17 protein-coding genes are annotated in these 21,519 nt (G+C 58.5%); 16 read left to right on the plus strand and 1 reads right to left on the minus strand.

Translation table 11 applies throughout. From position 1 onward, the window contains the following. From HY17_RS08280 to HY17_RS08300, 5 genes are all read left to right on the plus strand, one after another. Positions 1-455: F0F1 ATP synthase subunit A (locus HY17_RS08280; RefSeq protein WP_034765727.1), on the plus strand; the 455-nt coding region annotated here is incomplete at its 5' end. Beyond that, a complete protein-coding gene (locus HY17_RS08285; protein WP_034765729.1) occupies positions 448-696 on the plus strand; it encodes a F0F1 ATP synthase subunit C in 249 nt (82 codons plus the stop codon). The genes HY17_RS08280 and HY17_RS08285, both read left to right, overlap by 8 nt. Then, positions 693-1,418: an ATP synthase F0 subunit B gene (locus HY17_RS08290; RefSeq protein ID WP_034765731.1), complete on the plus strand. Its 726-nt coding sequence runs from the start codon at positions 693-695 to the stop codon at positions 1,416-1,418. Before HY17_RS08285 ends, HY17_RS08290 begins: the two co-directional genes overlap by 4 nt. Continuing rightward, positions 1,402-2,901, plus strand: a complete 1,500-nt coding sequence (locus HY17_RS08295; RefSeq protein ID WP_034765733.1) for a F0F1 ATP synthase subunit alpha — start codon at positions 1,402-1,404, stop codon at positions 2,899-2,901. Before HY17_RS08290 ends, HY17_RS08295 begins: the two co-directional genes overlap by 17 nt. Then, a complete protein-coding gene (locus HY17_RS08300; RefSeq protein WP_034765735.1) occupies positions 2,898-3,707 on the plus strand; it encodes a F0F1 ATP synthase subunit gamma in 810 nt (269 codons plus the stop codon). The genes HY17_RS08295 and HY17_RS08300 overlap by 4 nt, the downstream gene beginning before the upstream one ends. Here the strand turns inward: HY17_RS08300 and HY17_RS08305 are convergent. Then, positions 3,696-5,027: an MFS transporter gene (locus tag HY17_RS08305; protein WP_175354432.1), complete on the minus strand. Its 1,332-nt coding sequence runs from the start codon at positions 5,025-5,027 to the stop codon at positions 3,696-3,698. The genes HY17_RS08300 and HY17_RS08305 overlap by 12 nt on opposite strands. Positions 5,028-5,157: 130 nt before the next feature. Between HY17_RS08305 and HY17_RS08310 the strand changes: the two genes are divergently transcribed. The 11 genes from HY17_RS08310 to HY17_RS08360 all read left to right on the plus strand — a co-directional run bounded on the left by HY17_RS08310 (position 5,158) and on the right by HY17_RS08360 (position 21,516). Beyond that, positions 5,158-5,643, plus strand: a complete 486-nt coding sequence (locus tag HY17_RS08310) for a MaoC/PaaZ C-terminal domain-containing protein (RefSeq protein WP_175354431.1) — start codon at positions 5,158-5,160, stop codon at positions 5,641-5,643. 50 nt (positions 5,644-5,693) lie between these two features. Continuing rightward, positions 5,694-7,316 carry a class I adenylate-forming enzyme family protein gene (locus tag HY17_RS08315; RefSeq protein ID WP_034765738.1) on the plus strand — a complete coding sequence of 541 codons (1,623 nt, stop codon included), beginning with the start codon at positions 5,694-5,696 and terminating at the stop codon, positions 7,314-7,316. After that, on the plus strand, positions 7,313-8,065 hold the full coding sequence (locus tag HY17_RS19325; RefSeq protein ID WP_051599843.1) for an enoyl-CoA hydratase/isomerase family protein: 753 nt from the start codon (positions 7,313-7,315) through the stop codon (positions 8,063-8,065). Before HY17_RS08315 ends, HY17_RS19325 begins: the two co-directional genes overlap by 4 nt. A 144-nt stretch (positions 8,066-8,209) precedes the next feature. Then, positions 8,210-8,953: a TetR/AcrR family transcriptional regulator gene (locus HY17_RS08325; RefSeq protein WP_034765740.1), complete on the plus strand. Its 744-nt coding sequence runs from the start codon at positions 8,210-8,212 to the stop codon at positions 8,951-8,953. A 176-nt stretch (positions 8,954-9,129) separates the two neighbouring features. Further along, positions 9,130-11,331, plus strand: coding sequence for a TonB-dependent receptor (locus HY17_RS08330; RefSeq protein ID WP_034765750.1), 2,202 nt, complete (start codon positions 9,130-9,132; stop codon positions 11,329-11,331). 10 nt (positions 11,332-11,341) lie between these two features. Next, positions 11,342-13,207, plus strand: coding sequence for a CocE/NonD family hydrolase (locus HY17_RS08335; protein ID WP_034765752.1), 1,866 nt, complete (start codon positions 11,342-11,344; stop codon positions 13,205-13,207). Positions 13,208-13,340: 133 nt separating this feature from the next. Then, positions 13,341-14,408: a helix-turn-helix transcriptional regulator gene (locus tag HY17_RS08340; protein WP_034765755.1), complete on the plus strand. Its 1,068-nt coding sequence runs from the start codon at positions 13,341-13,343 to the stop codon at positions 14,406-14,408. 96 nt (positions 14,409-14,504) lie between these two features. Continuing rightward, positions 14,505-16,799 carry a TonB-dependent receptor gene (locus tag HY17_RS08345; protein ID WP_065382854.1) on the plus strand — a complete coding sequence of 765 codons (2,295 nt, stop codon included), beginning with the start codon at positions 14,505-14,507 and terminating at the stop codon, positions 16,797-16,799. 91 nt (positions 16,800-16,890) lie between these two features. Next, positions 16,891-18,189 carry an MFS transporter gene (locus HY17_RS08350; protein ID WP_034765758.1) on the plus strand — a complete coding sequence of 433 codons (1,299 nt, stop codon included), beginning with the start codon at positions 16,891-16,893 and terminating at the stop codon, positions 18,187-18,189. Further along, positions 18,186-19,112, plus strand: a complete 927-nt coding sequence (locus HY17_RS08355; RefSeq protein WP_081813050.1) for an alpha/beta fold hydrolase — start codon at positions 18,186-18,188, stop codon at positions 19,110-19,112. Before HY17_RS08350 ends, HY17_RS08355 begins: the two co-directional genes overlap by 4 nt. A gap of 235 nt (positions 19,113-19,347) precedes the next feature. Beyond that, entirely contained in the window at positions 19,348-21,516 is a 2,169-nt protein-coding gene (locus HY17_RS08360) for an acylase (RefSeq protein WP_034765786.1), read from the plus strand. Positions 21,517-21,519: the final 3 nt, after the last annotated feature.

The following is a 21,519-nucleotide window of genomic DNA, read 5'->3' on the forward strand; positions in this document are numbered from 1 at the left end:
TCCTGATCTTCATCCTTGCCGCCAACTGGACATCGCTCGTCCCCGGCGTCGAACCCCCGACCGCTCATCTGGAGACAGATGCCGCGCTGGCGGTGATCGTGTTTTTCGCCTCGATATACTGGGGCATCCGGTCACAAGGGATCGGCGGCTGGCTCTCCAGCTTTGTCCGGCCCAGCTGGCTGATGTTGCCGCTCAATGTGATCGGACAGGTCACACGGCATTTCTCGCTGATGATTCGCCTGTTCGGCAATGTCATGAGCGGCGTGTTCGTGATCAGCATCGTCTTGTCCCTCGCCGGCCTGCTGGTGCCGATCCCGCTGATGGCGTTGGAGATGCTGACCGGGGCGGTACAGGCCTATATCTTTGCCACCCTGGCGCTGGTCTTCGTCGGTTCGGCGGTCAGCGAAACGGGCGTAGACAACACAAGACAGCAGAAGGAACTGCCACATGATTGAATATGTCGAGATCGCCAGTATCATATGTGCGACGCTTGCGGTGTGCCTTGGTGCTGTCGCCCCTGCGCTGGCAGAAGGGCGCGCTGTCGCCGCCGCGCTGGAAGCCATCGCCCGCCAGCCTGAATCTGCCGGGACGATCTCGCGGACCCTGTTCGTCGGGCTCGCCATGATCGAAACCACGGCGATCTACTGTCTCGTCGTCTCCCTTCTGCTGCTTTTCGCTAATCCCTTCACGCAATGAATTTTGACTGGGTCACATTCGGTTTTCAGGTCGTCAATGTCCTGCTGCTTCTGGCGATTCTGAGGTATTTCCTTTTCCGTCCGGTTGCGGACATTATCACGCACCGGCAGGCGGAAACGGATGCAGCATTGACCGCTGCACAATCTGCAAAGCGCGACGCAGAGGCCGCTACCCGCAAGGCCCTCGACGAGGCTGATGCAACCGTGGCGGCCCGCCAGGACGTCCTTGCCCAAGCACGCAAGGATGCCGAAGCACAGCACAAAGCCTTGCTGGAAAAAGCCCATGCAGAAGTCGACAAGATCATCGCCGAAGGAAAAGCCGCGCACGCGCGCAACGCCAGCGACAGCAAGGCGCAGGAACTGGCACGCGCCCGGGACCTTGCCACCTTGATTGCCCAAAGGGCCCTGACGGCGCAGCCACAAGATCTCGCAGGCTATGTCAGCCGTCTGGTCGCGTCGCTTCATAAAATGCCATCCGCGGAACGGACAGCCCTGCTGAAAGGCGGGCACCTGAAACTGCTGAGCGCCGCGCCGCTTTCCGAAAGCGATCATTCCCTCGTGACGTCCGCTTTGGCGCCGTTCGACATAGACCCGGACGTTTCCGTTGCGCCTGACCTGATTTCCGGCCTCGAACTGGTTTCGGACAGCGGCGCGATCCGGAACTCGCTGGCTCACGACCTGGACCAGATTTCAGAAGCGATGCGCGATGACCGGCCGGACTGATCCCGCACTGGACCCTTTGAAGGCTCGGATCGCCGGGGTGCAGCTTGGCGCCGAGTCCGAGGAGCGCGGCAAGGTCATCGCCATCGCTGATGGGCTCGCGACTGTCGACGGCCTGCCGGGCGCTGAGCTCAATGAAATCCTGACTTTTTCAAACGGTGCGCGCGGCTTCGTCATGACGCTTGAAGAAGACCACTTGAACGTCGCCTGCCTCGACCCTTCTGACGATGTCGCTGCCGGCACCCATGTCACCCGCTCGGGAGAACTTGCTTCCGTGCCGGTCGGGGAGCACCTGTTCGGCAGAGTGCTGGACCCTCTGGGGCGTCCTCTGGACAACGGATCGATGCCTGAAGGCAGCGAAAGACTGCCCGTGGAACGCCCGGCACCTGCGATTATCGATCGGGATTTCGTCACGGAAGCCGTCGAAACCGGCTTGCTCGTTGTCGACGCCCTGTTCGCGCTGGGCCGGGGGCAACGCGAACTGATCATCGGGGAACGCCAGACCGGAAAGACGTCCATCGCCGTCGACACAATCATCAATCAGGCCAATAGCGACATTATCTCCATCTATGTAGCCATCGGCCAGCGGACATCTGCGGTCCGCCATGTCATTGATGCGGTTCGCGAGCATGGGCGAATGGAGCAAACGATTTTCATCGTCGCCGAAGCCTCTGCCGAACCGGGCCTGCAATGGCTGGCACCGTTCTCCGCGACATCCATCGCCGAATGGTTCCGCGACCGGGGACAGCATGTGTTGATTGTCTATGACGACCTGACCAAACATGCCGCAACACACCGAGAACTCGCGCTGCTGTCGCGGCAGCCGCCCGGCCGCGAAGCCTATCCAGGCGACATCTTCTATCTGCACGCCCGTCTGCTCGAACGCGCAGCCAAACTGTCCAAGGCCCGCGGCGGCGGCTCACTGACCGCATTGCCCATCGCTGAAATCGAGGCCGGAAACCTTTCGGCTTATATTCCAACCAATCTGATTTCGATCTCGGACGGCCAGATCGTTACGTCGCAATCGCTATTTGCCGCAAACCAGCGTCCTGCCATCGACATTGGCCTGTCGGTGAGCCGAGTTGGTGGCAAGGCCCAATGGGGAACAATGAAGTCCGTCGCCGGACGGTTGAGGCTCGATTACGCGCAATATCTGGAAATGAAGATGTTCTCGCGCTTTGGAGGGTTTGGCGACGAGGCCATGGCGTCGCGGATGAAGCGAGGGGAACGTATTGCCGCCCTACTGGCCCAGCCACGACTTTCCCCACTGGACCTAATGACGCAGATTGCACTGCTCAGTGCTCTGATCGAAGGCATTCTGGATGATGTTGACCTGAAGGACATCCCCACTTTGAAGGCACGACTGTCGTCGCTCCTCGCCACGGATTCCAAATTCTCAGAAGTGGACGTGAAGAAAGACAAGCTGGACAAGGCGACGAAGTCGGCCTTGCTGGAGGCCGTGCACACCGCATTGAAACAGTCATGAGCCAGCGCCCGGAAGAGATCCAGCACCGCCTGAAAAGCCTCGATGAAATTGGCGACGTCGTCGGGGCGTTACGCGCAATTGCTTCCAGTCATGCGAGCTCCTCTGAAACCGCCATGCAGGCGATTGCTGCCTATGCGGGGACGGTGAGGCACGCGCTGGCGATCTCCATCGCAGCCTCAGCGCCGCATTCGGAACCGGAGGGGCCCGGCCTGTTGCTGGTCGTCGGTGCGGCGCAAGGCTTTTGCGGCGCCTATCCGGAACATATTGGCGAAGTGGCCCAATCCGCACTCGAGCCCGGCATGGGCCTTGTGGTTATCGGGAACCGGACGGCTGACATGCTGAATGCCGCGCATGCGCCGGTCTTGTGGTCGGCCGATTTGCCGGGGCATCCTGCAGCAATACCCGCGCTCGCCAGCCGCACGACGGACGTCCTGGTGGAGCATTCGCCCCACCATCCCGGCCCGATCCGTGCCCTGACCGGGTCTCCCCGTAGCGGCCATGCCGCCAGGCTGTCGCGTCTTTTTCCTCCGGAGCCGCCTGAAGGGATGACTTCGCAAATTGCACCGCTGATGACCTTGCCGGCAGAAGACCTGTTGACTGGCCTGCTCCAGGAAGCCCTGTTCGCCAGCGTCGCGCATGTGATGATGCAAGGGGCTGAGACCGAAGCCCGCGCGCGTGTGGAAACCATGGCGAGAGCCCAGAACAATCTCCGCACGCGCCGCACGGAAGTCGAACAGGCCTACCAGCAAGCCCGGCAGGAACAGATGACCACCGAAATGATCGAGCTGTCCGCGTCACGGATTTAACGCTTCTATTCCCATTTCATCTGCGCGGTGCGCCGGATTGCACCGGAACATGATCGGAATGCTGATCAGCACAAAGACGGCAGGAACCAGTGTCATGGCAGCCCGGATTGCAGCCACGGTGTCACTACCCTGCGTTTCTGAGACGGAAACATAACCCCCGAGGCTCAGAACGCCGCCGACGATCAATGGCCCCAGTGCCAGACCACCCTTTTCGACGGCCGTCCAGGCACCGGTATAGACGCCGGCAGAGTCCCGTCCGCGCAGGCGGGCTGCATGAATGACGTCTGTCAGCATGGCAAATGGCAGGAGTTGCAAGCCACCAAAGCCGATGCCAATGATGAGCGTCGCGGCCAGCGTTACCGCCTTTTGCCCATCCAGTGCTGTCAGCCAAAAGAACGCGAACCCTATCGCGACGATGACGCCGGCAAGCATATATGCCCGCGCCTTGCCCATCTTCGTGGCCAGGATATTCCAGACAAAGAGCGACATGACCGTTCCGCCCATGAGCGACAGGAACATCTCGGAAATGACGCCTTCGCTCTGGCCGGTAACGTCTGTCACATAATAAGGTGTTGCCCCTATAAACACGCCAAATCCGGCCAGTTGGGCAATATAGGCCAGCGCAAGCGCCAGGAAGTCAGGATCCTTTCGCAGGTCGGACAGTTTGCCCCTGCTGTGTTCGTCCTCGGCCGGAGCAGACACATCGGGTGATCGCGCTGTTCCGAAGAACGCCAACAACATCGTCACTGCACAGATAGTGCCAATCGTCCAGGACATCGCTGCGAAACCGGCGCGTCCTCCGCCATAGAATTCCAGAAGCGCCGGGGCGAGCGCTGAACCGGCCAATACCCCAACCATCGCGAATGTCATGCGGTAACTCATGATGCGGGACCGTTCAGAGCTGTCGGCACTCATTTCAGCCGGCATGGACAGGTACGGCACGGCATAGACCGTGTAAGCGGTGGCGCTCAGCACATAGATCACCAGAACATAGACAAAGCTCATCGCCTGGCTTGGAAACACCGGCGCGCTGAACAGGAAGCCGAATGTCAGGGAGGTCAGGATCGCGCCGATCAGCAGGTATAGACGCCGGCGGCCAAGCCGGGACCGGGTACGATCGGAAACCCAGCCCATTACCGGATCCGTCACAACGTCCCAGATTCTCGGAAGGAATACCGCCAACCCGGCCAGCGCTGGCGAAATGCCCAGAATTTGTGTCAGGTAATAAAGCAGCAGAATGCTTGGAACAGTGAGATAGAGACCGGTCCCAATCGATCCCATACTGTAGGAAAGAAGAATCCTGCGTGGTGTCGGCCCCATTCTACGCGCTCCGGTCATCTCAACTCACTTTGTCTCGCCCGAATGTCGCGATTGCGCGATGGTCCGGTTGACTTAAATATGAAAATGAGGCCATACTCATTTTTGTCAATAGAAAATGGGGCACAATACAATGAGTGATAATCAAGCCGGTCTCGTCGATTTTGCGATGTTCCGCCCTGGAGAAAATGTCGGCACCTCGGAATGGGTGACGGTTGATCAGCCAATGATCTCCGGCTTCGGTGATATCACACTTGATCCCGATCCAATGCATGTCGATCCGGAATGGGCCGCTGAAAACAGCGCGTTCGGCCGCACGATCGCGTTTGGATTCCTGACCATGTCGCTGCTAACCCATCTGCTGCATTCGGCTATGGGCGACTCGAATGATCGCGAACATGCGGACGTTGGCTATTTCCTGAATTATGGCTTCGACCGGATGCGGCTGGTGTCCCCTATTCCCGTGGACAGCCGGGTGCGCGGGCATTTCAAGACGCTGGAAAACTACACCGATGAAAAAGATCGTCAGATGGTGAAGTTCGAATGCCACATCGAGATCGAAGGCGAGGAACGCCCTGCCCTGATCGGTGAATGGCTTGCGATCTGGATCAACAAATAAGCGCCTTCTGCACCCAGCCCTGATTTTCAAGACGAACCGAGCATACAGCCATGTCCCTTCCCGACCCCGCAGGCATCACACTGCCACCCGCCTTCCCCCGGATCAGCGACTTTGTCGGTCACTATGCCGAGCTTACCCCGGATATCGATGCAATGGTGCTGGAAGGCCAGCGCGTCACGTACCGGCAGTTCCACGACCGGGTGGAGGCCCTCGCCCGAGCATTGCTCAGCGCGGGCGTCAAAAAGGGCGACCGGGTCGCCACGCTTTGTACGCCGAGCCCGGATTATTTCATTTGCTTCCTTGCGACGGCATCCATCGGCGCAATCTGGGTCGGGCTGAACCCGCGTTACCAATTGAATGAACTCACCTATGTGGCGGACGACAGCCAGCCAGTGCTGCTGCTCGCACGGTCGAAGATTGAGGGACGGGATTATACCCCGGAACTGGAAGCCCTTGCGAACCGCACGCCCTCCATCCGGCAGACAGTCGTGCTTGATGAGCAGTCTGGTAGCCTTCCGGAAGGTGGAATCGGTCTCGAAACCTTCCTGGCCGATGGCGCGGGCATTTCAGATGCCGACCTTACATCTGCGCGCTTCACATGCGGCGGGCGGGATGCCTGCATGATCGTCTACACATCCGGTTCAACAGGCCGCCCGAAAGGCGCCCTGCTACACCATCAGGGCATTGTCGAGTTCAGCCTGGAACAGAATCGCGTCTGGCCCGTCTTCCCCTTGCGTACACTGAACTATTTTCCGGTGAACCATATTGGTTGTGTGGTCGATATTTCCTCACCGACCCTGGTTGCTGGCGGGACGATTGTGTTTCTGGAAAACTTCTCACCCAGTAAATCCCTGCAACTCATGGAACAGGAACAGATCACGCTCTGGGCCTCCGTACCGAGCGTCTTCCAGCTCCAATACGCAGATGCGAGTTTCGCTGAAACCGATCTTTCCGCGGTCAAACTGATCGTCTGGGAAGGTGCCGCGATGCCGGCGGACATGCTGGATCGCCTGCTGCAGCATGGTGCGCCACTGGCCACCAATTATGGCATGACGGAAAGCTGTGGTGCGATGACAGTCGTGCCCCCTACACGCGATCGCACAGTCCTGTCTGGAACTGTCGGCTGGCCAATGCCGGGCGCTCAGGTTCGCCTTGCTGACGGCGATAATGTGATTGCGGAAACGGGTGTCACCGGGGAAATCCAGGCGCGGTCTGCCTATAACATGCTCGGCTATTGGAACCGGCCAGAAGCGACGGCCGAAACCCTGAACACTGAAGGCTGGCTCGCAACCGGAGACCTCGGCCAACGCAACGCCGATGGCACCTACACCATCGTAGGCCGCTCGAAAGAAATGTACAAATCCGGCGGTTACAATGTGTATCCACGCGAAGTGGAGAATGTGATCGAAAGCCATCCACAGGTCGACATCGCCGCGGTGATCGGCATCAGCGATCCGGTCTGGCAGGAAGTTGGGATCGCCTATGTACTGGTGAACGGCGATCTCACTGTGGAAGCACTTGAAGCGCACTGCCGCGAGAATCTCGCGAACTACAAGATCCCGAAGCGCTTCTTCCTGGTTCGCGAACTTCCGCTGCTTCCCATCGGAAAAGTCGACAAGGTTGCTCTACGGAAGCAGGCTGCCGAAGACATTGCGAATGCCACAGCATCATGAGCGATGTAATGTATACGCATGCAGGACGTGTTGCTCGAATAACGCTCAACCGCCCTTCCGTTCGCAACGCCATCAGCCGGAACATGCTGCAGCAGCTCGAGCAGCAGCTCGACCGGGCGATCGCTGATGAAGATGTCGACGTTATCGTCCTCGCCGGAGCGGGCCGGGATTTCTGTGCCGGTGAAGACCTGCGCGAGCTAAGCGAAGCCATACCAGATGCCACCAGCGCCGTCGCCATTGTGGATCGCTTCCAGAATGTCACTCGCCAGATCATGTTGGGACACAAACCGGTGGTCTGTGTCACCCAGGGATGGGCGATCGGCGCCGGAGGCGCCTGGCCGCTCAATGCGGACTTCACGCTCTGGTGCGAAACCAGCAAGATGCGTTTTCCTGAAGCCGGCCATGGCCTCTATGCAAGCGGCGGTGTGACCTGGCTGCTGGAACAGGTTTGTGGACCGGCGCGCGCCCGTGAAATCAGCTGGGCAGGCGTGGATGTCAGTGCCGACGAACTGGTAAAAGACCGAATTGCCCCGCGGCTTATCCCCTCCAATGATTTGGACGCGGCGCTCGACCACCTGCTTGGCAAACTCCTTTCCCTGCCCCGCGCCTCCCTGACCCGCTACAAGACGGCGCAGGCGGACAGAATTCATGACCAACTCGAAGCCGCCCTGGAATCGGAAAAGACACAGATGCTGGATGCCGCTGACGCGATCAGTACGAACGGGGCAGACTTCAGCTTCAAACCGTGAGAGACTTTGCCCACATCCCACACACCCACTACCATGTCTTGAAGAAATGACGGGTTCAGGTAGAGGTGCCCTGTTTGTTGAATATGGCGTCAGATTTGCACCGGTCACCGGCAAAATCTGCCACTGGCAGCGGGAGAGGCTGAATTGGCAAAATCGGATGCGGTAGAAGTCCAGGACAAGCGTTTTACGGCACAGCTGGACACAAGACTGAAAAAATCGCCGCCCAAGCGCAAAGGCGACAGGACTCGTGAACGCCTGAAACTGGCTGCAGCGCAGGTACTCGAATCTGTTGGCTATCACGCCATGCGCATTGTCGACATTACCGAGCAGGCCGAAACCTCGGATGGCTCATTCTATATTTATTTCAAGGACAAGAAAGAAATCACGCTGAGCGTGCTGCAGGAATTCCTGGAAGGCATGCAGACCGTCGATGTGCCCGCAGGCGAGACGCGGTCACCTTTTCAATCCATTCGAACGGCCAATCTGCACTGGCTCGGCATCATGCGCGCGAATGCGGGTCTGATGCGGTGTGTCTTGCAGCTGAGCGACGAGGATGCAGAGTTCGGCCACGTCGCACACGCCAACAACCGGGTCTGGCACGAAAAGATCGCCCGCAGCGTTGTCCGCAATCATCCGGAAGGCGCCATCGAATATGAAGCGGCACTTTTTGCGGCTTTTGCATTGGGCGCGATGATGGATGAACTGGTTCGCCGGATCGCGATCTATCCGGACGAAGGCCTGGTCGAATTTCTCAGCAAAACCTGTCCGAGTGATGAAGACCTTGCGGATGCTCTAAGCGTAATTTGGTTCCGCGCACTTTATCCAGGTCACCCCCTTCCGGATCATCTGGGCGCCATGGCACTCGATCTGAAAGCCTTCGGAAACTAGGTCTCTCGACCGGACGGCCGCCCTGATCTGTGTCCTGACGGTCCATTCCCTCAAAAAATTTCTGAAATGCACCTCATTCTCCGGGATGAGGTGTTGACTCGTGCGAGTTTTCAGAATCTAAATACAAATATGAGGCCATATTCATTTTTAAAGATGGCAATTGGGGAGTTCTCAACATGAAGAAACTAATCTGGACAAGCGCCATCGCCATGCTGGCTGCCGGACAACTCGCAGTCGCTCAGGAATCCCGAGCCAGTACAGCCGAACCTGCCGAACAGACCCGCAGCCTTCAGAAGGTGGTCATCACGGCCCGGAAGCAGCAGGAAACATCGCTGGAAGCCCCCCTTTCCGTCACCGCTTTCACGTCTGACTCCCTGATCAACGAAGGGATCGGTGACCCGGACGCGCTCGCGCTTCGTACGCCAGGCATGACATACGGCAATTTCGGGGACTCCAAGCTCTCCCCTACTTCGCTTCGCGGTGTGATTGGCGGGTCTGGCTCAGCCGGCGCAGATCCGGCCGTTGCCTACTATCTTGATGAGGTCTTTCTCGGACAAGGTGTCGGCGCAGCGGTAGACCTGTTCGATCTGGAACGTGTTGAAGTGCTCCGTGGTCCTCAGGGCACTCTCTTTGGACGGAACGCGATCGGCGGTGCTGTCAGCTACACGACTGCCCGGCCGACAGACGAATTCGAGGCCCGGCTGGAAGCCGAGGCCGGCAATTATGACTATTACCGTATCGGCGCTGTCGTTAGCGGGCCGCTGATCAAGGATACCGTGTCCGGGCGCCTGGCGGTCCAGAAAACGGAGCGCGGCGGTCTGTCAGACAATGTCGTGCTGGGGCAGGAAGTAAATACCGAAGGGGCCTGGTCGGTCCGCGGGCAGCTCCTGTTCAATCTCGGCGCTGAGACTGAATGGTTGCTCACCGCCGACTACAAGGAAATCGATCAGGAACCGCTGATCTTTGAAACGCTGAAATATATCGACGGAACCACTTTCGTCTCGGTCCTGGATGCCTTCTCGATCGAACGCAACGCAGATCCGTTTGACCGCAAGGTCTACGCAGATCAGCAACCGGTCGAAACCGCGGAGATCTGGGGCGCGTCCTCGACTTTCACGACGACCATCAGCGGCGTCGACATCACCAACATCACCTCCTATCGCGAGCACGACTATTTCAACCGTACCGACACTGACCGGTCAGCCCTGAGCTGGCTCTATGATGGAGACCCGGAAACCGCGCAGCGCTTCTCCAACGAGTTCCGCCTGAACTGGAGTTCCGGCGACCTCGACTGGATCCTGGGGACCTATTATTACGACCAGGAAGCCTCCAATCTCAGCTTCATCGAAATCGGCTCTGACCTGGCTGACCTGCTCGGCGCTCCGGAGGCCGCTGGCGGACGCTCCGGCTCGGACGCACGCATGGATACACGTTCCATCGCCGCTTTCGCGTCAATGACATGGAATATCTCCGAGAAACTCGATGTCACCCTGGGTGCCCGGTACACGGATGAAGAAAAGAAGATCAACTATTCACAGTCCGATCCATTCGACCTGCTCGGCGGCAACTTCGGCGTTACCGGATCGGACAGCTGGTCGGAAGTAACCCCCACCGCCAATGTGCGCTACCGGTTCACACCGGAAACAATCGGGTATGTCACTGTCTCCAGCGGCTTCAAGAGCGGTGGTTACAATGATGCACTGGGTGACGCGAACGGTATCTCCTTTGATCCCGAAACCCTGTGGAACTATGAAGCCGGCCTGAAGGGTGAGCTGTTTGATGGCCAGATGCAGGCCAGCCTCGCCGTCTTCTACATGGACTGGACGGATATCCAGATCACCACGGACAACCCGAACACGCCGCTTTATGATCCGCAGATCAGCAATGCTGGTGCGGCGCATTCCACCGGGGTTGAACTGGAAGTACTTTCGCGGGTCACCGACTATCTGACTGTCGGTCTGAACGCTGCTCTGCAGGAAGCCGAGTTCGACGAAGGCATCCTTCCCGACGGCACACCGCTCGACAAGATCCCCTATGCGCCCGACTACACATTCAATCTTAATGCGGACTATGAGGCGCCACTGACCCAGTCACTGGACTGGTTCATTGGGGGCTCGGTCCTGGCCAGGGGTGAAAGCTACCTGACGCAAGACAACCAGTCTGACGGCCGGGTCGACAGCTATGCGCTCTACAATCTCAGTGCCGGTATTGCCGCGAATGACGGGTCCTGGAGGCTCAGCGTCTGGGGAGAGAACCTTGGCGATGAAGAGGTGAAACAACGCCTGTTTGACCTGTCGGGCACAGATGTCATTGGTCAGAAATTCGTCGTCCTCGGCGACCCGGAGACCTATGGTATCCGTCTCGTGGTCCGTTACTAAGGAGACTATCATGCTGTTCTCTTCCGGTCTTTTGAAACACTCTCTCACAGGTGCCAGCCTGCTCGCATTGTCGGCCCTTGTGGCCTGCAATCTTCCAGCAGACGTAACGGCACCCACGCACAGTGCTTCTGAAACACAACCGGAGCAGACACCGGCCCGGGCCGACAAGGCCTATTACCTTCCCATGCGCGACAGTACCAAGATTGCCGTCAATCTCTACTATCCGACGCGCGAAATTCCGACTGAACCCGCTCCGACCATTCTCGTGCAGACCCGCTACGGCCGGGCCCTCATGATCCAGGCCTATGAGCGATTTCGTGATGACGGTTACGTCATTGCAAGCGTCGACACGCGTGGATCGACTTCCTCCTTCGGTCCGCGCCGTGTCGATGTCGGGCCGGAAGAGGTCGAAGACATGGATGAGATCATCGCCCATCTGGCGGCTCAGCCATGGTCGAACGGCACCATATTCGCGCAAGGGACTTCCTACATGGCGGACACCGCCGATGTTGCGACCAGCCGGCCGGCGCCGGCATTGAAGGGCGCGATCGTTCGCGAAGTGGACTTCGATGTCTTCCTGAACCTGTTCTTCCCCGGCGGTGTGGCAAACGACTGGTTTCTTCAGGGATGGGGCGGCGCGACCAAGAACATGGATGAAGGCGTCAACGCGGATGGCAGCCTGAACTGCCTCGCCCGGGTGGAGGATTGCGCAGCCCTTTGGCCGGTTCTTGATCCTGTCGATGATGACACCGACCTTACCCTGTTACGCGAAGCTCTCGCCGGCCGAGACCGATGGGCACCAGACGATTATGCGGACCTTGTCTATTTCGACGACAAGGGGCGCAATGGCTACACCTTCTTCGATTCATCCCCTTCCTCGCATCTGGAGGGGATCAAAGAGCAGCTAAAGCCTGCGCAGATATGGGGCAGCTGGATGGATGCCGGGACCGCCCGTGCGGCCCTGTCGCGGTACCTTTCTGCACCAGACGTTCCCATGAATATCTGGATCACGGGCAACGACCATTCCAACGTGACATTTGCTGACCCGCGGTTTCCGGGAGACCTGGAACCGAGGCCATCGATCGACGACCAGCATGAAATCATGTCCGGGTTCTACGACCAGATTTCGAATGACGAACCAATAGCGCGGGAGATCAATTACTACGTACTCGGAGCTGATACTTTCAAGCAGTCCAGTACGTGGCCACCCATTGGCATAGAGACGACATCGATGTATCTGAGTGCAGACCGCTCGCTGTCAGACGCCCCCCCAGAGGGAGGTAGCCTTGTCTATGACGTCGACTTTTCCGCAAATACCGGCGAGACGACACGCTGGTCCACTCAGTTCGGTGTGGCACCAGCCTATGCGGACCGCCGTGACGCTGACGAGAAACTGGTCGTATTCGATAGCGCCCCTCTGGAATCAGCAATGGAACTCGTAGGCGACCCGGTTCTCACCCTGTTTGTATCCAGCGCCACGAACGATCCGGTTTTTCACGCTTATCTGGAAGTCGTCCTCCCGGATGGTACGGTCAGTTATGTCACTGAAGGCATCATTCGCGCGATCCATCGTGCTCCTGCTGACCCTGCCACTTTGCCTTATGAAATGGGCCCAGCGCCACATTCATTCCGCAAGGAAGACATGTTGCCGGTGACACCGGGCGAGCTGATGAAAGTCGAATTTGCGCTAAATCCGGTCGCAGCCCGTCTTAACCCGGGAGAGCGGGTACGTCTGGCGATTGCTGGAACAGATACGGCCTATTTCCGGCGGTATTCAGAAGGCAAACCGGAAGCGTTCACGATATCTTTTGGGCCACAGACCCCAAGCGCATTGACCCTGCCCCTTCGCCCCTGGTCAGACATTGACACGGAATAAGGAAAGAAGGTGACAAACCGCCAATAACAACCGCGTGTTGCGCGTTGCGGTATGGTCAATTCTACAATGGTCTCAGGCCGGGCGCAGCCTATGTTGTATTTCCCGCAACAGGAAATCTCGATATACGTATGGGATGAGTGGATCCTGCGGCAGCGACAGAATTGTTTTCGAGATCGGCCAGATCGCACCCATTCTGACATGGGCAGAAGAGGCTGGCGTTGATCTGGACCGGGTGGCGGGCAAGATCGGTGTTGCCCCTGACGCACTCCGGAACGCGCCACACACGAGGCGGCCGCTGACCGACTATTTCCGCATTCAGTCCGAAATCGCGAAGTCACTGGACGACCTCACGGCTCAGCTGTCGGAACGGAAGCTCCTCTACCAGAGCGGCACCTTCGTGATTTCCCAATTGAAGTCTGCGAGAACCCTGCAGGACCTGATCCGCAGTCTGGCATCCTATTTCAACATGCTGCATGGCGGGAATTATAATCTGGTTCGTCAAAGCGGTGAAACACTGACCCTCATCCTGGATGACTCGAAATTCCCCTATCGCTTCAGGGATAATGAACCGCTGCTGCACTTCGTCCGGGATGCCTTGCTGATCAAGGTCTACTGCCTGATAGACAGCCTGACCGGCGGCGTTGCCAGCAAGGCGCTGACCCGCGTGACACTTGTCCGGGGCCGCAAGGACATCGAAGACACACTGACATCATTCTGGGAAGTTCCGGTTCAGTACAACAAAACCGTATACGAACTAGTGTTTGACTATCAGGCTGCGTGCCAGCAGATCGCGCCGGCAACGAATGCAGACCTGAGTACCGATGGAATCTTCTCTCGTGTCATCCACCACCTGGACACGCTTGAGCCGGAGACAGATACGCGCCCCTTCGCCATCCGGACTGAAGAGCTGATCTCCGAAGGGTTGGAAACCCAGCAGGCGGTCGCCAGCGCGTTCAGCATCAGCGTGGCCACCCTCAGACGGCGCCTCAGCGAAGAAGATACCTCCTTCCGGGATCTGGTGCTGAATCACCGTATGGAGCGGGCCAATGCCCTGCTGGCGCGCGGCGCGTCTGTCTCTGAAGTCTCCGAACTGATCGGCTATTCCGATGTGCGCGCATTCAACCGGGCATTTAAGAAGATGCGAGGCGTATCGCCAGCGGCTTTTGCCCGGAATGATGCTGCGGTGAACGAAGGCGCGTGAGCGAAACTGTTCACTAGCCCTGAGCCGTCCCGTCATCGAAATCCGGATCGTCTTCTGAATAATCCTCCCAAAATAACATACCTGCGGGAGGACATCGTGAAGCAGCAGAAATTCGACACGTTTAAGTTCGGCCTGGTTTCAGCGATTGCGCTGACCGGTGGCCAATATCACGCCATGGCACAAGACGCCGATCAGGCGGATGAAAACACCCGGACGCTGGGCCGCGTGACGGTCACGGCACAACGCCGCGAGGAAGACCTCCTCGACGTGCCGCTGTCGGTCACCGCGATCGGATCGGAGCGACTGGAAGTTACCGGCGCCGTGGACATTACCTCCATCCAGCGCTCGACCCCGAACGCCACGATCGAAGTGGCGCGCGGATCGAACTCGACATTGATCGCCTTCATCCGCGGCGTCGGCCAGCAGGACCCGCTCTGGGGCTTCGAGCCTGGCGTCGGCCTTTACGTCGACGATGTCTACATCGCCCGCCCTCAGGGCGCGATCCTCGACATTTTCGATGTCGACCGCGTGGAAGTGCTGCGCGGCCCACAAGGGACGCTCTACGGCCGCAATACGATCGGCGGCGCGATCAAGTATGTGACCAAGCCGCTCGGCAATGAGCCGGACCTGAAGGTGAAAGCCAATCTCGGTAGCTACAGCCAGGCTGATGTGATCGTCTCCGGCTCGACACCGCTGAGTGATACGTTCGCCGTCGGCGGTGCCATCGCGAAATACACGCGTGACGGCTTCGGCAAGAACCTGAACACCGGCGCTGAGCATTATGACAAGGACCTGCTGGCCTATCGCCTAAGCGCCGAGTGGACTCCAAGGGACGATTTCTCGCTCCGCTTCGCCTATGACAAGTCCGAAGACGACTCTAATGCGAAGCACGGGCACCGCCTCCTTCCGAGTGCAGACGGAACGCTCCCGGTTACCGGCGATGTCTACGACACGCGCGCCGGCATCGGCGATGATAACTCCGTCGAAACCGAAGGCTACTCGCTGACCGCGCAGTGGGACGTAAACGATATCGTCACGCTGAAATCGATCACGGCCTATCGTGAAGGCTCCACCATCACGCCGATCGATTTCGATGCCCTGCCGCAGCCGGACTTCGATGTGCCGGCCTACTACAATGACGACCAGTTCTCGCAGGAGTTCCAGCTTCTCTATGATAATGGACCGCTCAGCGGCGTCGCCGGGATCTACTATCTCGATGGCACAGCGGACGGCGCGTTCGACGTCATTCTCAGCGCCCTCGGCCTGTCGATCTACCAGGCCGGCTCACAGGAGAAAGAAAACTTCTCCGTCTATGGCGACTTCACCTACGCACTGAACGACCAGTGGAGCGTTTCGCTCGGCGGGCGCTATACCGAAGACAAGACGACGGCGGATGTGCTTCGCGAAGCCTGGCTTGGTCTCGGCACCGGGTCTTTCGATCCGTCGAACACGACCTCTGTTTTCCTGGTGACCCAGACAGACTATCAGGGCGTTGAACGCAAGGATGACCAATTCACGCCGCGCGTGTCCGTTTCCTATAAGCCGACGGATGACCTGAACATCTATGCGACCTATGCACAGGGCTTCAAGGCAGGCGGTTTCGACCCGCGCGCGCGGGAAGATCTGGACCCGACCGGCCTCTCCCGCCAGGGCTTCGGCCCCGAGCAAGTCGACTCCTATGAACTGGGTGTCAAAGGCTCCTTCTTCGGCGACAGCCTGCTGCTCAATACGGCGGTGTTCTTCGCCGACTATACCGACCAGCAGATCACTGTTCAGAGCGGTGCAGACACCGACAATGACGGCATCAACGATACGTTTGTTTCGTCGGTGTTCAACGCCGGTGCGTCTGAATACAAAGGCCTCGAAATCGAAGGCACCTGGTTTGCGACCGATAATCTGACCCTGTTTGCAACGCTGGGCTATATTGACGCCGAGATCACCGAAATCCTGTCCGGCGGCACGAACGTCGCCAGCTCCTTCGTGACGCAGAACACGCCGGAGCTGCAGGGCCAGATCTCCGCGAACTATATTCAGGACCTTGGCCCGAACCGTGGTGAGCTATCGCTGACCGGCACGGTATCCGGCCGCGACGAATATTATCTGTTCAACATCCCGAATGAGGGCTTCCCGGCCGGGCAGAGCGCAATCTTCCCGGGCGGCGGGCCGAAGCTGGATCCGTCAGGCTACTACCTGTTCGATCTCAGTGCGGTCTGGACGTCGCCGACCGGCAAGTACCGCGTTGGCCTGCATGGCCGGAACCTGACCGATCAGGAATACCGCGTGGCGGCCTATAACTTCGTGACGCCGAGCCAGCTTGGGCTCGACTCCGCCTACTCGGCTTTCTACGGGCCGCCGCGCACGTTCACCGTCTCTCTTTCAGCTGACTTCTAAGTCAGGCGTGGGGACGGCCGGCATGCGGACCACCTCCCGGTCCGCATGCCGGATGCGATTGAAGACCAATCTGTAGCGAAGGATCGGATAAATGACCGCGGACGTGTCTTCATCCAGATCAGGCCCATTCAGCACAACGAGCCGGTCCTATGTGCTCCTGCTTCTGACGCTTGTTTACACGTTCAATCATATCGACCGGCAGATCCTCGTTATCCTGCTGGAACCCATCAAAGCCGATCTGGACCTGAACGACACCCAACTCGGACTATTATCCGGGCTCGCCTTCGCGGCTTTCTATGCGACGCTGGGTATCCCGATCGCCATGTGGGCTGACCGTAGCAACCGCCGCAATATCATCACGCTCGCGCTTGCCGTCTGGTCGGGGATGACCGCGCTCTCGGGCCTCGCACAGAATTACTGGCATCTTCTCATCGCGCGAATGGGTGTTGGTGTGGGCGAAGCAGGCGGAACGCCGCCTGCCACTTCGATCATCTCCGACCTTTACGGACCGCAGGAACGCGCAACAGCGCTTGGAATTTATACGACAGGTATTGGTATAGGCATTTTGGCCGGCTTCATCATCGGCGGCTACGTCTATGAAATCTGGGGTTGGCGGGCCGCCTTCTTCATCGCCGGAGTGCCGGGCTTGTTGCTGGCTCTGCTGGTCAGATTCACCTTGAAAGAGCCCGTACGCGGCGCCGTTGAAGCGCGTACGGATGATGGCACGGCCCCAACATTGAAGGAAACGTTGACCTTCATAGGCGGACAAACATCCTTTCTGTTTCTGCTCGCCGGGTGTTGCCTGATCTGTATCTCGGCGAATGCCTTCCTGGTGTTCACCTCGAGCCATCTGCAACGGACCTACGAAGTGGGGCCTGGTGATGTGGCGATTCCGCTTGGCGTGCTGATCGGCGGGGTCGGCGGCATCGGCGCCGTGGTCGTCGGACGCCTCTGCGACCGGCTTTCGACCCGTGATCTCAGGTGGCGGCCGTGGACGATCGCCGTTTGTGCCGCGCTCGCCCTGCCTTTCGCCTGGATGTTCCTTCAGGCGCCCAGTATTGAATTGGCCTATGCCTGGAACATTGTGCCGAGCTTCATCGGTCTTGTTTATGCAAGCATCGCATACACCGCATCGCAGGAACTTGTCGGACTTCGCATGCGCTCTTTTGCTTCGGCGTTCATGCTGTTTTGCCTGACACTTATCGGGATCGGCGGTGGCCCCACACTGGCAGGGTGGCTCAGCACGCACTTTGCGGAAGCCGGTTCCGAAACACCTCTCAAATCTGCCCTTGAGATCATTCTGGCTTTAAATGCTCTGAGTGTCGTGTTTCTATTCCTGTCGGGACGAAATTACGACAGAGACACAAAACGGGCAGCGGCAACCTCATGACGGGTGAACCGGAACTTTCGCCGAAAGATGAGACGGGCGTGTCTGGTTCTGACCCGGCAGGCAAGCGGGATATCCATTACCAGTCTCCGGATGGTCTGCGCCTCTACGCTGCCGACTATGGCCCTGTCGATGCACCGCTGACTGTATTGTGCATGCATGGCCTGACCCGAAACCATAAGGATTTCGAACCGCTTATCGGCCAACTGGATGTGCCAGCCCGGTTTATCGCAGTCGATGTCCGCGGACGCGGTCAGTCCGATCGTGACCCCAACCGCGCCTACTCCCCGGACGTCTATGTCGGAGACATGATCGCACTACTGAATGAACTCGGTATTGATCGTGTTGCGCTCATAGGTACATCCATGGGCGGATTAATGGCCATGATCATGTCCCAAGTGCTGAAGGAGCGCATCTCCGGAATCGTCCTCAATGATGTCGGACCGGCGGTGAATCTCGCAGGCTTGAAACGAATTGCGGATTATACAAGTGGCATCCGATCCTTCCCGGACTGGACGGCAGCCGCCAACGCGATCCGTGCAAGCCAGCAAGCGGCATTTCCTGATTTTGGCGACTCAGACTGGATGGCGTTTGCGCATCAAACCTGCCGGGAAACCGATCAGGGTCAGGTTGTGTTCGATTATGATCCCGCCATTACCGAAAACATGGATGTGTCAGGCGCTGGCTGGAAGGTCAACTTCATGATGTGGCGTCTGTTCGGTAAGATGAAATCTATCCCTTTGCTGACGGTACGCGGGGAACACTCGGACATTCTCACCGCAGAGACGGCCAATCGCATGAGCCGACGCCATAAAAACAGCCGGCTTGTGACTGTGCCGAACCGGGGGCATGCCCCCATGCTATCCGAGCCGGAGTCCGTATCGGCAATTTCCAGCTTTCTCAAAATGCAGATGGCATCGGTCTGACACTTTAGGTAAAGCACGCCTATCGAGACCGCCGCAAGTGGCCTCGGGTAGTATCTGCACCGACAGCAGGTAGCTGTATTGCGGTTCTGAATTGCCCGAATATTCACCAGACAACTGGATAATTCGGGCTTGGCTTTCGTCATCATTTTGGTGGTCGCGCTTACCCAGCGTATCTATGGCGCAGAACTGCCAACGCGTCCGGCGTACGTTTGGGCAACAGATGAAGGGCCGCGGAATGAAGAACAAACACATGATGGCCGGAATGCTTGCGGCAACCTGCGGTATCATCCTGGCAGGATGTGCAGGCGCGGCGCTGAGCCCTGAAGCGGTCGCCCCCGTCAAAGTGGCTGCCGAGGTCTCGCCCGAGGCTCCCGCGCCGAAAGGTGAGATCCTATGGGACACATATGGTGTGCCTCACATCTATGGCGCCGATGCGGAAGCGGTTTTCTACGGCTACGGTTACGCACAGGCCAACAGCCACGCCAATACGATCTTCCGCCTTTATGGCGAGGCGCGGGGCAAAGGTGCCGAATACTGGGGCGCCGAATATGAAGAGACGACCAGATGGCTGGTCATGAACGGTGTGCCAGCGCGGGCGAAGGTCTGGTATGAGACTCAGACCCCGGAATTCCGTGCGAAACTCGATGCCTTCGCCTCCGGCATGAATGCCTATGCCAAGGAACACCCTGAAGCGATCGCCGACGATGTGAAAATGGTTCTGCCCATCACCGGCGTCGATGTTGTGGCGCATGCTCACCGACTGATGAATTTCGTCTATGTCGCCTCACCGAACCGCACGATCGGTGAAGGCGATCCGCCCGAGCTTGAGAAACAGGGATCGAACACATGGGCGGTGGCACCTTCGAAGACGGCCAGCGGACACAGCATGCTTTTACAGAATCCGCACCTGCCCTGGAGCATGCCATTCTTCATCTACTATGAAGCCCACCTCATCGGACCAGACTTCGAGGTTTACGGCGCGACACAAGTCGGTCTGCCGGTGATCCGCTTTGCCTTCAACCAGCAAATGGGTATTTCCAACACCGTCAATGGCATGGTCGGCGCAACCACCTATGAATTGACCCTGCAGGACAATGGCTATCTCTTCGATGGCGAAGTGCTTCCCTTCGACGTCGAGGAAACGAGCTACAAGCTCCTTCAGGAAGACGGCACATCTCTCGACGTCCCGGTCTCCATCCGATCAACGGTCCACGGCCCGGTATTCGAACGCCCGGATGGCAAGACGGTTGCGCTACGCGTGGTCGGGCTCGATCGCCCCGGCATGCTGAACCAGTATTTCGATATGGTCACTTCCGACAGCTATGATGAGTTCCACGAAGCCATTTCGAGACTTCAGGTGCCGACCTTCAATATCTCCTACGCTGACCGAGACGGGCATATCGAATACATCTTCAACGGCATGGCGCCGAAGCGCTCATCCGGAGACATCGATTTCTGGCGCGGCCTGGTGCCGGGTGATACGTCCGAATATCTCTGGACCGAAATCCATGACTTCGATGACCTGCCACGTGTGACGGACCCTGACTCCGGCTTTATTCAGAACTCGAATGATCCGCCATGGGAAGCCACGTTGCCTGTGCCATACAAGCCGGACGACTATCCGGCCTACTTTGCTCCACGCACACCGCTTTCCATGCGGGTACAGAACTCGCTGAAGATGATGACGGGTTCTGACGACATCACCTTTGAGGAATTTGTCGGACTGAAACTGTCGGCGAAGGCGTTGATGGCCGAGCGCGTCCTGCCGGACCTGCTTGCAGCGGCGGCGGAAGATGACGACCCGGATACGCAAAAAGCGGTCGAGATCCTGTCCGCCTGGGACCGGACATTCTCTTCAGACAATCGCGCCGGTGTCCTGTTCGAAGAGTGGGCCAAACTGTTCGCAGGGCCCCGCATGTCGGGCCAGGAGGGCTTCGCCATTCCGTGGAGTGCCGAAGACCCGATCAATACGCCTGCAGGTCTCAAGGACCCGCAAGCGGGCGTCGAGCTGCTGCGCAAGGCAATCGTCTCCACCAAGGAAAAGTTTGGTGTGATGGACCCGGTCTATGGCGATGTCTCGCGCTTCATTCTGGAAGACGTGAACGTGCCGGGGCACAGCGGGTACGGAAACCTCGGTTCCTTCGATGTTATTACCTGGTCTGAGCCCAATGAAGATGGTGTTCGCACACCGGCGCATGGTGAGACCTGGGTGGCTCTGATCGAATTCTCGACGCCGATCAAGGCGTATGGCCGCATGAGCTATGGGAACTCCCGCCAGCCGGGGACAACGCACTACAGCGACCAGCTGAAACTGTTGTCTGACAGGGAATTCCGCGAGCTATGGCTTCGCCGAGAGCAGGTGGAGGAACACCTCGAACGTCGTACGCCGCTTTTTCCCGACTGACGC

The organism is Hyphomonas sp. CY54-11-8, assembly GCF_000682735.1.
In the GTDB taxonomy this organism is placed as follows: Bacteria; Pseudomonadota; Alphaproteobacteria; order Caulobacterales; family Hyphomonadaceae; genus Hyphomonas.